Here is a 15,293-nt window from a genome sequence, read left to right as displayed (position 1 = left end):
TCAGATCTTTATCTACCTGCAGATCACCTTTTTACTAAGCCTTATTTTTTAAATCAAGTTATACACAGGTTGCGCATAAGGTTATGAACAAAAAGAGCCCTTGAGATCAATTTTTTACTAAGTAAATTATAAAGTTATGCACTAACCTTAGCGTCAATAGGTTCGTTTAATTAGTATAGATCTGATCTGTACTTGGTACAGATCAGATCTATGCTAACTCGATAAGCCTTTATCCACAGGGATATTAATTTTCATATGAATTTGTCGTGCTAAATTTTAAAATAAAGCCATTGTGATGGACAAAATAACAGCTGAGTTAGTAAAAAACCGATTTGAGATGACCTAGTTAGTAAAAATATGATCTGAAATCGCAAGTTATGTACATTACTTAGTATAATAGTGATCTAAACGTTTTATTTAAAGTCAGATCACTTTTATACTAACTTAAACATTTAACTTTTGTTGTTTAATGTGTTGTTATTAGATGTCGCAATAAAAATGGAAATAAGAACAATGAGCCGAAAGGTCAACATCTCGGTAGATAATTTGCCCGATACACTCAGGGGCCAAATCCACGGGGTGGAAAGTGCAATTGATAACGAAAGTTTAGCACTATTTACAGACAACAAAGACGTGCGAATTTCTATTGAAAATGCAGCTCATGGTTTACGTGCATATTCAAACACGTTTAATCATTATGATTTGTGGGGCCGTTTTGTTCGCTCTGGCTATAAAAAATTGCCACTTGAAGAAGCGCCTAAAAAAACAATCATTACGCGTAAAATATCAGAGAAAGTAGATGGTATTTTATACGATGGTGAGATAAAAATTACCCCTGCTGTTGTCAGTACTCGTAAAGATGGTGAAGATATTGAGTATCTTGTTTGGCCATCGGACAGGGAAGAAAAAGTAGAACGAGCACTTATTCGTTTAGCTTCTAAAGGCAAAATAGTTAAAATTAATTTTAAGTCCGGTATTCAATACGCGGTTGTTTTTTCTATGAACGAATTAGCGCAAGAGCTCAAAGCGGTAGGGCAGTCAATGCCCTATCCTGCAATTAAAGAGTCACTTGAAGCATTGCAAGGTTCTAAACTTTCATTTAAATATTCAGCAACCGATACTAAAAACTCCGATATAGATGATTCGTTTTACGAGTCAAATATGAACTTTTTATCGTCACTTCACTTTAGTGGTAAAAAAGGTCAAGGTGGCAATGTAAAGTGTGTGGCCTGCTTAAATGCGTTTGTTCATAACATGATTGATAACCTTGAATACAAAGGGTATTACTTTAATAGTGCACAAGAACTAAAACGGGGATTATCGCGTTGGATGATGCTTCGTTTGTATCACCTTTGGCGTTATGCAGCTCCAGGTAAAACGTATCATTTTAGATTACTTTCTATTATGGAAAAATATGGATCTATTTATTCAACTGATGATATTACGGAAAATAAATTAAAAGCGCTTCGTCGTGATATGACCACCACAATGAAAGATTTGATTGAAAAAGGTGCTATATCAGAATACAGCATTACAAACGTCAAAGATGACAAAACTGGTAACATTATTGATTACACATACGAAATGCACCCCTCTGATCAGTTTTGCGATGAAATACTTACATTGAACAAACACAACAAGCGCATTGAGATTCAAGGCGGTAAACGTATTGTTGAAAATGCAGTGTTAATTGATGAAGATAAAATAGAAGAGATAGTAGAAAAATAATAAACGTTATTTTAAATACTGTACATATCTACTAAAAAGGCCACATATTGTGGCCTTTTTAACATAATAGCTATCGGTCAACTTGTTCTAAATATAGCCTATCAACTAAAAAATCATACTCACGTTTTCGAGGATGAGCTTCGGGTTTTTTATAATCAGGTAAGATACCTAGTTTAACGTCTGGTTCTGGATTAATCAGAATAAATGGTAATGCGGCGCTCACATGATAGCGGTTTTGTGCTGTGTATCTCACATTAACTTGAGGGCTTACACGAGTAGGGCGACGAATTCTTAATTTTTCCTTTTCACCTAAACTAGCAACCCGTAATTGTTCTTGAGCTACAAGTGATTGCCATTTTTGCTGATCTATCATTCTTGGATTTCGATAACTGGCCGATTTGTCGAGCATTTCGAGGGCCATTTTTTTAGTCAACGTTTTAGTTGCGTGCTTGTGCATCCAAGTAAACCTAACAGAAAATGGTGATTCACTCTCACTGTGAATCTTACGATAAGCAGCAAGTGTTATTAAATTTGGTATTGCATTATGAACAGCCTCAAATCGGGCATCGTTATTATCAATTGCCAATATACACTCTTTGAAACTAGCTTTAGCTTTGTTAACCTGTGCTATACGATTATTTAAAGCTTGCTTATCTGCATTTTTAATAACAAGTAAACCAGGGTGCCTTTTTAACACGCGACTGCTTAAGCCCGATTTTTTATAAATGTCAGAAAAGGAGTTTAAAATTGCCTTTTGAGCCGGCGCTCCAGTTATTTTAGAGACAAGTATGGACTCAGGAACCTTATTTTCATCTAAATTACTTACATCAGGTAACTGATAGTACTCTGCTCTGGAAAACTCACATTCGTTTAATTCCTCAATTAACCTTAAAGTTAATTCGTTCATTAAATCAAACTGACTCCTAATTTGCACTTTAGTAACCACGGCACACCTCAAAGAACACATCTTACAAATTCCATATTATTGCATGCACTTTGCATTGAGTAAATATTTAATAAAATAATACTCGGCGCTCAGATAAGATCAAAAGGGAATAGAGTATGATGTGTTCTTTCTGAAGTAAATGGTTCTACTTCTTCCTGTAATTTAGTACTGTTTTATTGATTAAAGAGTTAGTCCGCTTAGAGCTTAATTGCCCATGTAGTGTAATAAATGAGGGATGTAAAATGAAAATGGTGCGGTTAAGTTCTAAATAATAGGTTGGTTTTGGTTGTTTCTCTAATTAGTGATTAATATTATAACGTGTTTTAACTATGGGTTTATCATCCAAAAGCGTAGAATGTCATACATGATTTTTGTTGCATGAGAGCCATTTAAGGCATCACTGGCAGTTAAGTTTTTAGTTATCACAACTTGCTAAATAACGTTGGCGGCAGGGTGGGAAGGTGAGTGGTGAATCAGCAGATTACCTTGTGTCAGTTGTAAGTATATTCTGGCATCAGAATAATCAACAGCGCTATTCTACTAGGCTTAAAGTACATATAAATGAGCAACACAAAATCTCATATCATATATTTAGGCCTGCACATAGTCCCTGTTAGTTAATAATTAATTTAGCGTGTAAAGTTAAAATTACATTTGATGCAATTTAAGTATGATGTGTTCTTAAGTAAAATACATATAATATACCCTTGTGCTTTATTTATTCTCAATGTGTTAAAATTGAAACTAATTAACTCTAATTGTATGTTTTTAATCACTTTATTTTATTTAAAATAAAACTAAAGTGATTGTTATATAACCGCCTAAGTTAAGTAAAATTACTTTTATACTTAACTCATAACTAAATAATTGGAAAATAGTGAATTTAGTCCTTGAACATAGGGGTCTGCATACGTTAATTTCTTCTTATCAGGTAATGTAGGAATGAGGAAAAATTATGTCATCGTGGAACCCAAATAGCTGGAGAGAGCTGCCAATACTGCAGCAGCCACAGTACCCAGATCAAGAAATACTTAAATCAGTAGAAGGCCAATTAAAAACGGCTCCGCCTCTAGTTTTTGCAGAAGAAACAAGAAGCCTATTTAAACAACTTGAAGACGTGTGCGAAGGTCGTGCATTTTTACTTCAAGGTGGTGACTGTGCCGAGTCGTTTAGCGATTTTAATGCCGCTAATATTCGCGATACATTCAAAACAATTTTACAAATGGCTGTTGTATTAACTTATGGCGGTAAATGCCCAGTAGTTAAAATAGCGCGTATGGCTGGTCAATACGCTAAACCTCGTTCAGCAGACTTAGAAACAATTAATGGCGTGTCTTTACCATCTTACCGTGGCGACATTATTAATAATATTGAGTTTACAGAAGAAGCGCGCATTCCAGACCCACAACGTTTAATGACTGCATACCATCACAGTGCCGCTACGTTGAACTTATTACGTGCATTTGCACAAGGTGGCCTAGCCGATCTTCATCAGGTTAACCGCTGGAACATGGGCTTTGTTGCTGCAAATCCACTTAAAGAAAAATACCAACAACTTGCAGATAAAATTCAAGACGCACTAGAGTTTATGGAAGTGTGCGGAATTAACTCTACAATTGCGCCAAGCTTAAAAGAAACCGATTTATACACTTCTCACGAAGCTTTACTACTTGGTTACGAAGAGGCACTAACACGTCGCGACCATTTATCGGGTGATTGGTACGATTGTTCTGCTCACTTTGTTTGGATTGGTGAACGTACACGCCAACTAGACCACGCACATATTGAGTTCTTTAAAGGCATTAAAAACCCAATTGGTGTTAAAGTTGGCCCAGGTATGGACCCAGACGACCTAATTCGTTTAATTGACGCATTAAACCCAGATAACATTCCTGGTCGTTTAACGCTAATTACACGTATGGGTGCAGACGTACTGCCAGAAAAACTCCCAGCACTAGTACGAAGAGTTCAACAAGAAGGCCGTAAAGTAATTTGGAGTTCTGATCCAATGCACGGTAATACTGAAAAAGCGACTTCAGGTTACAAAACGCGTAACTTCGATAATATCATGCGCGAGATCAGTCAATTCTTCGCTGTACACAAAGCTGAAGGTTCATACGCAGGTGGTGTTCACCTAGAAATGACAGGTCAGCACGTAACAGAATGTACAGGCGGTGCTTACGGTTTATCTGACGATGACTTAGCACAGCGTTACAAAACACAGTGTGATCCACGCCTTAACGCCGACCAAGTATTAGAGTTAGGCTTTTTAGTAGCTGATTTACTAAAAGACGCACGTAAATAATATTTATTGATACAAAAAAAACCGCTTAGTTGCGGTTTTTTTATTTCAAATTTGATGAGTAAGTCAGTACTTACGTCGCTCCAAGTCTGTTTCTATCAGTATTTTTGCAGAAATTTCTTCAACAGAATGATGCGTAGAATTAAAGTAAGCTATTTTGTGACGCTTATACAACATTTCCACTTCGCGCACCTCAATACGGCACTGTTTAATTGAAGCATACTTAGAGTTAGCCATACGTCGATGCCTTATAGCCGCAAGCCTCTCAGGGTCAATCGTCAGTCCAAATAACTTATGTTTATAAGGGACTAAACACTTAGGCAAACCTTCATTATCTAAATCTTCTTCTGTAATAGGATAGTTAGCTGCTTTAATGCCGTACTGAAGTGCTAAGTATAAGCTTGTCGGTGTTTTACCACTTCTGCTAACGCCAATTAAAATGATGTCTGCCTCGGAAAAGTTTTTAATATTTCCGCCATCATCATTCATAAGAGCATAGTTAACCGCATCAATTCTAAAATCATAACTTTTTTCGTGGATAGAATGCGTACGATGCATTTTTGGAACAGGAGCTACGTTGAGTTCTTTTTCTATTTTTTCGCTATACGTAGTTAAAAAATCATATGTAACTGCATCAGCCGATTTTATAATTTCACTTAAATTGTGATTCACAAAAGTAAAAAACACGAAAGGCTTTTCACCTGTTTTTGCAGCGGTTGCATTAATTAAAGCTTTAATTTCGTGCGCTTTTTCTTCAGTTTCTACAAATGGAATTGTTTTATGATTAAAATCGATAGGAAACAACGACAAAGTCGCATGCCCAAACACCTCTGAAGTAATTGCTGTTCCATCTGATATATAAAAAGCAGTTCTCATAATTAACCTTTTTATTGCGTTTAAATCCCTAAAATGGGTTTCCCACGGTTTACGTGAGGACTGTTGCCAGTGTAGAATGATGACGACCTTTATAAAAGGTTTTCTTTCTTAACTCTCACAGTTAGACCTACAATTTGTTTTTTTTGGAGAAAGATCCGTGCAAGAATACGTTCTCTGGTATCAAGAGCTTGGTATGCAAGATGTTCCTCGAGTTGGCGGTAAAAACGCGTCACTTGGCGAAATGATTTCAAACCTCGCAAACGCTGGTGTACAAGTACCGGGTGGTTTTGCAACTACCGCAGATGCTTTTAATGAGTTTCTAGATCAATCAGGACTCACCGCCAAAATTCATGACATCCTAGATACACTTGATGTTGATGATGTAAATACACTCGCTAAAGTCGGTGCCGATATCCGCCAATGGATAATCGACACACCATTCCAACCAAACCTAGATCAAGCCATTCGCGAAGCATATAGCCAACTCCATGGCGATACTGCAGCAGATGTTTCATTTGCAGTACGTTCATCAGCTACCGCTGAAGATATGCCAGATGCATCATTCGCAGGCCAACAAGAAACTTTCCTTAACGTTGTCGGTATCGATTCAGTCATGGTCGCTATTAAACACGTATTTGCTTCATTATTTAATGACCGCGCAATCTCATATCGTGTTCACCAAGGTTACGATCACCGTGGTGTAGCGTTATCAGCAGGTATACAGCGCATGGTACGTTCAGATAAATCAGCATCTGGCGTAATGTTTAGTATTGATACAGAGTCTGGTTTTGAAGACGTTGTATTTATTACATCAAGCTATGGCTTAGGTGAAATGGTTGTACAGGGCGCGGTTAACCCTGATGAATTTTATGTTCATAAACCAACACTCCTTAAAAACAAACCTTCAGTAGTACGTCGTAATATTGGTTCTAAAGCCATACAAATGATTTACTCAGAAGATAAAGCACATGGTAAGCAAGTAGACATCGTTGATGTTGACCCTGAGCTTTCTAATAAATTTTCGATTACAGATGAAGAAGTGCAAGATCTTGCCAAACAAGCTGTAATCATTGAAAAACATTACGGTCGTCCTATGGACATCGAATGGGCAAAAGACGGAAACGACGGCAAACTATATATAGTTCAAGCACGTCCAGAAACTGTCCGCTCAAACGAAGACTCAAACGTAATGGAACGTTTTCAATTAAATGGCACAAGTAATGTACTTGTTGAAGGCCGTGCAATTGGTCACAAAATTGGTAGCGGTGTTGTACGTGTTCTTGATTCAATCAAAGAAATGGACCAGGTACAAGTAGGCGACATTTTAGTTACCGATATGACCGACCCTGATTGGGAACCAATCATGAAACGTGCAGCAGCGATAGTTACAAATCGTGGTGGCCGTACGTGTCACGCGGCAATAATTGCACGCGAACTTGGTATTCCGGCAGTTGTTGGTTGTGGTAATGCAACTGATTTAATTAAAGCGGGCCAAGAAGTAACAGTATCGTGCGCCGAAGGCGATACCGGCTTTATTTACGAAGGTATTTTAGATTTTGAAATACTAACGTCACGCGTTGATAAAATGCCAGAACTACCAATGAAAGTAATGATGAACGTGGGTAACCCCGATCGCGCCTTTGACTTTGCACGCTTACCGCATGCAGGTGTTGGCCTTGCGCGAGTTGAATTTATTATTAACCGTATGATTGGCGTTCACCCTAAAGCGTTATTAAATTTTGATGCGCAAACCGATGCATTAAAAGCAGAAATTACTGACATGATTGCCGGTTACGAATCACCAGTAGAGTTTTACATAACAAAACTGGTTGAAGGTATTTCAACGCTTGGTTGTGCTTTTGCACCGGAGCGTGTAATTGTGCGTATGTCTGATTTTAAATCAAACGAATACGCAAACCTAGTTGGTGGCCAGCAATACGAGCCAGAAGAAGAAAACCCAATGATTGGTTTTCGTGGCGCCGCACGTTATATCTCTGAAGACTTCCGCGATTGTTTTGCATTAGAATGTGAAGCTATAAAACGCGTAAGAAACGACATGGATATGGCAAACATAGAAATCATGATCCCATTCGTACGTACCCTTGAAGAAGGTAAACGCGTAATTGAACTACTAGAAGAGCATGGCCTTAAACGTGGTGAAAATGGTCTTAAAGTAATCATGATGTGTGAGCTGCCTTCAAATGCATTACTTGCTGATGAATTTTTAGAAATGTTTGATGGTTTTTCTATCGGCTCTAACGATTTAACACAGTTAACGCTTGGTCTTGACCGTGATTCTGGTTTAATCGCACATTTATTTGATGAGCGTAACCCAGCAATTAAAAAACTACTTTCTATGGCAATTAAAACAGCTAAAGAAAAAGGCAAGTACGTAGGTATTTGTGGTCAAGGTCCTTCAGATCACGAAGACTTTGCAGCATGGTTAGTAGAGCAGGGCATTGACTCTGTTTCACTCAATCCAGACACAGTAATAGAAACATGGTTATACCTAGCTAAAAAATTAGCAAAGTAATAAATAGGTAAGCTATAAAAAATGCCAGCAATGTATTGCTGGCATTTTTTTATAACCAATTAAAAGTTAAATTAACGGGCTAATTTTTTATCTAAATAAGCACATGATTTAGTTAACGCCTTTTGACAAAGTGATAAGTAATGTCGCGCTTTAGGGTAGTAAAACGAAAAACACAATAAACCCGCCATAAAAAATATAATCGATGGGCCAGGGACGATCGCAAAAAATAATCCTAGCAAAATAAATAGCACGCCACTGATCTGTAATAGTAATTTTTTCATATAACACACCTCATTACTCGTTAACTTGAGTATAATTTAAGCTGCATTAAAATCGACTAAAAGAGTGTTACAAACTGTAAAATCTTCAATTTCTATTCGCCATCACCATGATATAATTAGTCAAATGCCCTAAAATATCGCCGTCATGATAGCAACAATTACACAGCAAGATGCCGCGACAGTACTTGTCGCAAATTACCTAAATACCATTGCAAGCCAAGGTTTTAGTGGAGATACCGATGCCAGTTATGCAACGCGTATTACTGCTTCAACCGATAACAGTGTGTATCAGGAAATACCCCAAGGTGTTATTTTTCCAAAAAATGAAAAAGATATTCAACTCGCACTGCAAACTGCATCTCGCGACCCATTTTTATCATTAACTTTTGGCCCTCGTGGTGGCGGAACAGGTACTAACGGTCAATCGTTAACACCAGGTATTGTTGTAGATTTGTCTCGCTATATGCGCGAAATCCTCGAAATAAATGTAGAAGAAGGCTGGGTACGCGTTCAAACTGGCGTAATAAAAGATCAACTTAATGACTTTTTAAAACCTTATGGTTTTTTCTTCTCACCCGATTTATCTACTAGTAACAGGGCAACTATTGGTGGCATGATAAGTACTGACGCATCTGGGCAAGGTTCGTTAGTTTACGGAAAAACAAGCGATCATGTTTTAGGGCTTACAACTTATTTAGTCGATGGTACACCTATGTGTACCTCACCAATAAACATCGACAAAGCAAAAATTATAGCCGAGCAAGACTCTTTAATTGGTAGTTTATATAAAACAGTTTTAGATATTTCAGTTAATGAACGCGCAGCTATTTTAGCTAAGTTTCCACGATTAAATAGGTTTTTAACCGGTTACGACCTAGAGCATGTGCTAAGTGATGACTTACTTACTTTTGACATGAGCCGACTAATAACAGGTTCAGAAGGCTCATTAGGTATAGTAACTGAAGCTAAATTAAACCTAACACCGATTGCCGAATTTAAAACCCTTATAAATATCAAGTACGATAGTTTTGACTCAGCACTTCGTCATTCACCGTTTTTAGTTGATGCACGCGCAACATCGGTAGAAACCGTAGATAGCAAAGTTTTAAACTTAGCGCGTGAAGACATCATTTGGAATTTAGTATCGGACTTAATAACTGACGTACCAAATAAAGATATGCAAGGCCTTAACATGGTCGAGTTTAATGCAGTATCAAACGATGATATAAAAGACAAAGTAGACACACTTTGTAAGCTTCTAGATGAATGCGTAGCAAATCAAACTAATGGCGTTATTGGATATCAGTTAACCAGTGATAAAAGCGATATACTAAAAATTTACGCAATGCGTAAAAAATCAGTAGGTTTATTAGGTAATGTAAAAGGCAGTCAAAAACCACTCGCCTTTGCAGAAGACACTGCAGTACCCCCTGAAAATTTAGCAGATTATATTGTCGAATTTAGAGCATTACTCGACAGCCATAATTTACAATATGGTATGTTTGGCCATGTTGATGCTGGGGTTTTACACGTACGCCCAGCACTTGATATGTGCGACCCAGAACAAGAAAAACTACTTAGAACTATTTCAGATCAAGTAGTAAAACTAACCGCTAAGTACGGTGGTTTAATGTGGGGCGAACACGGCAAAGGTTACCGAAGTGAATACAGCCCTGAATTTTTTGGTGAGCATTTATATACGCAACTTCGTAAAATAAAAACAGCTTTCGATCCTAACAACCGCATTAACCCCGGTAAAATATGTACTCCTATCGATAGTGAAAACTCACTAGTTAGTGTTGATGGACAAAAGAGATCGCACTTCGATAAGCAAATATCAATAGAAGTTAAAACCAGTTTTAACAATGCAATGACCTGTAATGGTAATGGCATATGCTTTAATTACGATGAAAATTCACCTATGTGTCCATCGTATAAAGTAACCGGCGATCGTCGTAATTCACCAAAAGGTCGCGCAAGTTTAATGCGCGAATGGCTTCGTTTACAAGAGTCAAAAAATGTAGATTTACTCGAAGTAGAAAAGCAGCTTAACAAAGGTGAAGTAATCACCTGGTGGGAACGTTTCGTTCACAGCCGCGAAAAACGAAAAGGTATTTACGATTTTTCTCACGAAGTAAAAGCGTCAATGGATGAATGTTTAGCGTGTAAAGCATGTACAACTGCCTGCCCAATTAAAGTAGATGTTCCTACTTTTCGTTCGCGCTTTTTAAATTATTATCATAGTTATTATGCACGTCCGCTAAAAGATTACCTTGTTGGTAACATAGAAAATAGCGCGCCATTAATGGCAAAGTTCGCTAAAGTTATAAATCCAATTGTTAAAACATCATTAGTTAGTAATGTTATTAAAAAAACGGTTGGCTATGTTGATACACCACAGTTGAGTATTCCTGCACTTTCAAAGCGTGTTACTAAAACACAAAAATTTGATTTTGATTTATTAAATAAATTAAATGCAGAGCAACAAAGTGAGTATGTATTAATAGTACAAGACCCATTTACGAGCTTTTACGAAGCGGAATTAGTAGAAAGTTTTATTACTTTAATAACCCAACTTGGCAAAAAACCAATGCTATTACCTTTTAAACCAAATGGTAAACCGCAACACGTAAAAGGTTTTTTGCATGAATTTAAAGTTACAGCTAAAAATGCAGCTGAGTTTTTAAATAAATTAAATGATATTAATGCACCGTTAGTCGGTTTAGATGCTTCACTCGTTATGTGCTACCGCGATGAATATAATACAATTTTAGAAAATAACCGTGGTGAATTTAATGTGCAACTTGCCCATGAATGGTTAGAAACACAATCGTTTAAATCACTAAACGCAAAGCAAAATACTGATACCGAATTTACATTACTGAGTCACTGTACTGAAACAACTGCACTGCCAAAAGCAGCAAATGTTTGGCAAACAATTTTCAGTGATATTGGTTTAACATTAAAAACAACAAATACAGGTTGCTGTGGAATGGCGGGGACTTATGGCCACGAAGCACAAAATCAAGATAACTCACGTGCACTTTACGAAATGAGTTGGAAACCAATTGTAGATAAAAATAAACCAGAGCAACTTTTATCTACGGGCTTTTCTTGTCGTAGCCAAGTTAAACGTTTTGAGAAATTTAAACCCAAACACCCAATTGAATTACTCGCACAGGTACTTAGATAATAAAAGTTAAAAAAAGGCGTAACTTAAAAATAAGTTACGCTTTTTTTATTAATACCCATTCGCTTAATTAAATGATCGTTTTTGAGGCTGGAAAAACGCCTTGATACCACGTCAATAAATTCACTAATTTTTATAAAAGCTATTTAGATTTTTTAGCGAAACTGTCTGCAATTGGCTTTGTACTTATACCGTGAATAAATACACTAAACAAAATAGTCGTCATTGCTATTGTCGCTATTTGATATTTGTTTTCTATTTGCGTATCAATCACCATCAATGTAAAAACAATTGATGCTAATCCTCTTGGTCCAAACCACGCAAATGTAAAACGCTCTTTAATATTCAATGCCGTAAACTGCAGTGACAACATAACAGGAATTATTCTAATTAATGTTGTACTTAATAAAGCGTAAATTATAATTTCAGTATTTAATTTCGGGATAACTAAGTAAGCACAAACAAACCCAAACAAACACCAAATCATTAGCGATGTAAAATCTGCGATGTGCTCTGAGTCTTCAATTAATTCTGTTCTAACTTCTTCAGTCGAAAATTTGTCAAATAGTAAACCTGCAATAAACACCGCAATAAATCCACTGCCATGAAAATACTGAGTGACAGAAAACACAGCCATAGCAAAACCAAGTAATAAAAATGGACTGGTATTTTGTGCAAAGTAATGACGTTTCATTGCAAAGTTTAAACTCGGTATAAAAACAGCGATACTTGTAATAGCTATTAATAGAGCCAGGCCAAGCTCTCGGCCAAACACACTTAATGTTTGTGTTGCAGTAATAGCTGAGTCAGGATTTTTAGCGAGTAATATAAATATTAAAAATATGGGCACACATAATCCATCGTTCAAACCACTTTCAGTATTTATTCCTTCGCGTATTTTTTCAGGCACTTGTGTACTTGCTAGTAACCCTTTACTTAATGCCGCATCAGTAGGTGTTAAAATAATAGCGAGAAACGCCGCTTGAATAAGTGAAAGCTCAGCAAAGAAAAATAAAGCAACAGCAATACCGAGTAATAAAGTTAAGGGTAGGGCAACAAACAACAGTAAACTAGGATACTGAAAACTATGCCTTAATACACTTAACTTTGATTTAGCTGCATCAGAAAATAAAAATATACTTAGCGTAAGCTCTATAAATGGTAATAAAAGATCAACGCCTTCTTTTATTTTATCCCCTTCGTTGGGTAGCATTAAAGCTAAACATATTCCCCCAACAACAAAAAACATTGGGCCTGTTACTTCTGTTTTTTCTAACTGGCGAAGTGTTAAAGAATAAATTAAAAATAGTCCGCCTATAAATGATATTACTAAATACTCCATTAAATTTTCCTTTTAAGTCCTGATTTTGCTCGCTCTTTAATATTTGTTTGAATATAAATTTGATCGGTAGTCGCAATTTTAGAATGGCCTAAATCTTCTGATAAATGTTTGAGCGGTCTGGTTTGCGCATCATGTGTAGCACCAGTATGACGAAGCCAATGTGCAGTTGCAGCGCCAAGTTGTTCAGCGTCATCTTTAAAACCATCATTAAGTAATGATTGCTGAGCATAATCAAAACTTTGTTGAACTAAACGCCTAATTTGCCTTACGGTCATACCACCTTGACCGCGAATTTTATGAACTAACGGCTCAGATTCATCAACCCGAGGAAGGGCAGGTAGACCTCGATATAATCTGTATCGTTTTAAATATTCAACAAAATCATCACTCAAGGTTACATCTCGTAATTTATTACCTTTACCCATTATACGTAAAAACCAAAATCCATCATTATCTTGCCAAAAATGAGACATCACCGGCGACCATTGTGGGCGCTCAGATAATTCTGAAATTCGTAAATAAAGACCTTTTAAGCAGGCAAGCGTAAACAAATTTCGCTCTAAATCAGGGTTATGTTCGCATAAATCACGCGTTACACCAAAAACGTATTCCCATTGAATATCACTTAATGTATCAGGAATTTGAATTTGTGATTGAACAACTAAATACGGGCTATTTTTTTTAACAACAGGGACAAAGTTCGCGAATGTTTTTTCTTCGAGTAGGGCAAACTTATAAAATACATTTAAGGCAGTAAACATGGCCGATAAAGTTTGTTGGCTGGCAGTCGATTCTTTTAGCATAAAAGGGCGCCAATTTTGATTTAATCTACGAATTCCTTGCTCATCTTTATAACGCCATTGCACTGAAGTTGCAGCCCATTCTTTATCAGGTTCAACCATAAAATCAACGTAAGCTTCAATATCTTCACGTTTTAAATCGAATACTGATTTTTCTGCTATTAACCACGACCATAAATAAAAGCGTTCAAGTTCATTTCGAAAACGGCTATAAGTCGCTTCTGATTTTCTGCCATAAACATATAAAAACTGATATAAGAATGTCAGATCGGCTTTTGATTCAGTTACAGTCAAGCCAACTTCCTGTATAAAGGATGCAAGTTCTGGGTATTCTGAATTTAGAGTACCGTCATCTAGATGGGCAATTTGATATCTTAATTGTTTTAACGTATCAACCAAAGCAACAAGCATAATGTATAAATATTCAATTAAATAATAGGTTTACAGAATAACGTTAAAGTCCGATACTGTCTAGTATTGGACATAGTAAAGCTCTAATTATTTTAATACCGTGATTATTCTATGGTTGTTGGTTGCTATATCTTATTAAGGAAAACATTATGAAAAAACTAATTATACTAAGCGTACTTGCTTTAACTGTTGCGTTAACTGGGTGTGCTACTACAGGTAGTGCATCACCAAGCGAAAAACGTTCACTTGTACAAAGTATGAAAACAAATACATTAGATAAACTATACGCTGAAAAACCTGATGTTAAAAAACAAATTGCTAATTCGGCTGGTTACGCTGTTTTTGATAACGCGAACGTAAATGTTGTTTTAGCCAGTTTTGGTGGCGGTTACGGCGTAGTTAAAAATAACCTTACTGGTAAATCGACTTACATGAATATGGGTGAAGCCGGTTTAGGGCTTGGTTTAGGTGTAAAAGATTTTAACGTTGTAATGGTTTTTCATAACCAAGCTGCACTAAATAGATTTATTGAACATGGTTGGGCATTTGGCGGAAACGCTGATGCAGCAGCAAAATATGAAGATAAAGGCGGTGCACTGGTTGCCGAAGCAATTGCAGATCAAGTTACTGTATATTCTGTAACCGAAAATGGCCTTGCACTACAAGCTGTATTAAAAGGTACCAAGTTTTGGGTTGATTCAGAGCTTAATTAACCTCCAAATTACTCTCCTAAAAGCGAGCTGGTTTGTATAATCACGCTCGCTTTATTAAAACCCATGTAATTTAACATAACATAATTTATGGGTTGTTAGTGGTGGTAGATATTAAATGTTTATTTAAAAGCCCTTACAGGCAGTCAGAGGCTCGGAGCTCGCCTTTCTGGC

General features: G+C 36.7%; 10 protein-coding genes. 5 read left to right on the top strand and 5 right to left on the bottom strand.

Annotated elements, in window-relative coordinates; all coding sequences use genetic code 11:
- Positions 1–513: 513 nt before the first annotated feature.
- Positions 514–1,728 carry a hypothetical protein gene (locus tag GQR47_RS11075; protein ID WP_024596523.1) on the top strand — a complete coding sequence of 405 codons (1,215 nt, stop codon included), beginning with the start codon at positions 514–516 and terminating at the stop codon, positions 1,726–1,728.
- A gap of 70 nt (positions 1,729–1,798) precedes the next feature.
- On the opposite strand, the gene GQR47_RS11070 is transcribed toward GQR47_RS11075, so the two are convergent.
- Positions 1,799–2,674 carry a DNA replication terminus site-binding protein gene (locus tag GQR47_RS11070; protein WP_165723776.1) on the bottom strand — a complete coding sequence of 292 codons (876 nt, stop codon included), beginning with the start codon at positions 2,672–2,674 and terminating at the stop codon, positions 1,799–1,801.
- A gap of 955 nt (positions 2,675–3,629) precedes the next feature.
- Between GQR47_RS11070 and GQR47_RS11065 the strand changes: the two genes are divergently transcribed.
- Positions 3,630–4,979 (top strand): 3-deoxy-7-phosphoheptulonate synthase class II, encoded by a 1,350-nt coding sequence (locus GQR47_RS11065; protein WP_024596521.1) that lies wholly within the window; start codon positions 3,630–3,632, stop codon positions 4,977–4,979.
- Between the two features lie 63 nt (positions 4,980–5,042).
- On the opposite strand, the gene GQR47_RS11060 is transcribed toward GQR47_RS11065, so the two are convergent.
- On the bottom strand, positions 5,043–5,852 hold the full coding sequence (locus GQR47_RS11060) for a pyruvate, water dikinase regulatory protein (RefSeq protein WP_007583184.1): 810 nt from the start codon (positions 5,850–5,852) through the stop codon (positions 5,043–5,045).
- A 157-nt stretch (positions 5,853–6,009) separates the two neighbouring features.
- Here GQR47_RS11060 and ppsA point away from each other — a divergent pair, with 157 nt between their 5' ends.
- The gene (gene ppsA, locus GQR47_RS11055; RefSeq protein ID WP_165723775.1) at positions 6,010–8,385 is read left to right on the top strand and encodes a phosphoenolpyruvate synthase; all 2,376 of its coding nucleotides are present in this window, start codon (positions 6,010–6,012) and stop codon (positions 8,383–8,385) included.
- 71 nt (positions 8,386–8,456) lie between these two features.
- On the opposite strand, the gene GQR47_RS11050 is transcribed toward ppsA, so the two are convergent.
- Positions 8,457–8,666 carry a PGPGW domain-containing protein gene (locus tag GQR47_RS11050; protein ID WP_165723774.1) on the bottom strand — a complete coding sequence of 70 codons (210 nt, stop codon included), beginning with the start codon at positions 8,664–8,666 and terminating at the stop codon, positions 8,457–8,459.
- A gap of 145 nt (positions 8,667–8,811) precedes the next feature.
- Here GQR47_RS11050 and GQR47_RS11045 point away from each other — a divergent pair, with 145 nt between their 5' ends.
- Positions 8,812–11,859 (top strand): FAD-binding and (Fe-S)-binding domain-containing protein, encoded by a 3,048-nt coding sequence (locus GQR47_RS11045; protein ID WP_024605348.1) that lies wholly within the window; start codon positions 8,812–8,814, stop codon positions 11,857–11,859.
- Between the two features lie 139 nt (positions 11,860–11,998).
- On the opposite strand, the gene GQR47_RS11040 is transcribed toward GQR47_RS11045, so the two are convergent.
- Positions 11,999–13,198 (bottom strand): cation:proton antiporter, encoded by a 1,200-nt coding sequence (locus GQR47_RS11040; protein WP_165723773.1) that lies wholly within the window; start codon positions 13,196–13,198, stop codon positions 11,999–12,001.
- Positions 13,198–14,409: a tyrosine-type recombinase/integrase gene (locus GQR47_RS11035; protein ID WP_024605346.1), complete on the bottom strand. Its 1,212-nt coding sequence runs from the start codon at positions 14,407–14,409 to the stop codon at positions 13,198–13,200. Before GQR47_RS11035 ends, GQR47_RS11040 begins: the two co-directional genes overlap by 1 nt.
- Positions 14,410–14,558: 149 nt before the next feature.
- Between GQR47_RS11035 and GQR47_RS11030 the strand changes: the two genes are divergently transcribed.
- Positions 14,559–15,122: a YSC84-related protein gene (locus GQR47_RS11030; protein ID WP_024605345.1), complete on the top strand. Its 564-nt coding sequence runs from the start codon at positions 14,559–14,561 to the stop codon at positions 15,120–15,122.
- Positions 15,123–15,293 lie beyond the last annotated feature (171 nt).

The organism is Pseudoalteromonas sp. Z1A2 (assembly GCF_011378755.1).
GTDB classification, from domain to species: domain Bacteria; phylum Pseudomonadota; class Gammaproteobacteria; order Enterobacterales; family Alteromonadaceae; genus Pseudoalteromonas; species Pseudoalteromonas distincta.
Note: the sequence above shows the minus strand (reverse complement) of the source record. Positions and strands in the feature narration are given on the sequence as shown.

Excerpts from the sequence above, each read along its gene's own strand:
- GQR47_RS11040 (WP_165723773.1), bottom strand. The coding sequence starts at position 13,198 with ATGGAGTATTTAGTAATATCATTTATAGGCGGACTATTTTTAATTTAT.
- GQR47_RS11060 (WP_007583184.1), bottom strand. The coding sequence starts at position 5,852 with ATGAGAACTGCTTTTTATATATCAGATGGAACAGCAATTACTTCAGAG.
- GQR47_RS11065 (WP_024596521.1), top strand. The coding sequence starts at position 3,630 with ATGTCATCGTGGAACCCAAATAGCTGGAGAGAGCTGCCAATACTGCAG.
- GQR47_RS11035 (WP_024605346.1), bottom strand. The coding sequence starts at position 14,409 with ATGCTTGTTGCTTTGGTTGATACGTTAAAACAATTAAGATATCAAATT.
- GQR47_RS11030 (WP_024605345.1), top strand. The coding sequence starts at position 14,559 with ATGAAAAAACTAATTATACTAAGCGTACTTGCTTTAACTGTTGCGTTA.
- GQR47_RS11075 (WP_024596523.1), top strand. The coding sequence starts at position 514 with ATGAGCCGAAAGGTCAACATCTCGGTAGATAATTTGCCCGATACACTC.
- GQR47_RS11050 (WP_165723774.1), bottom strand. The coding sequence starts at position 8,666 with ATGAAAAAATTACTATTACAGATCAGTGGCGTGCTATTTATTTTGCTA.
- GQR47_RS11045 (WP_024605348.1), top strand. The coding sequence starts at position 8,812 with ATGATAGCAACAATTACACAGCAAGATGCCGCGACAGTACTTGTCGCA.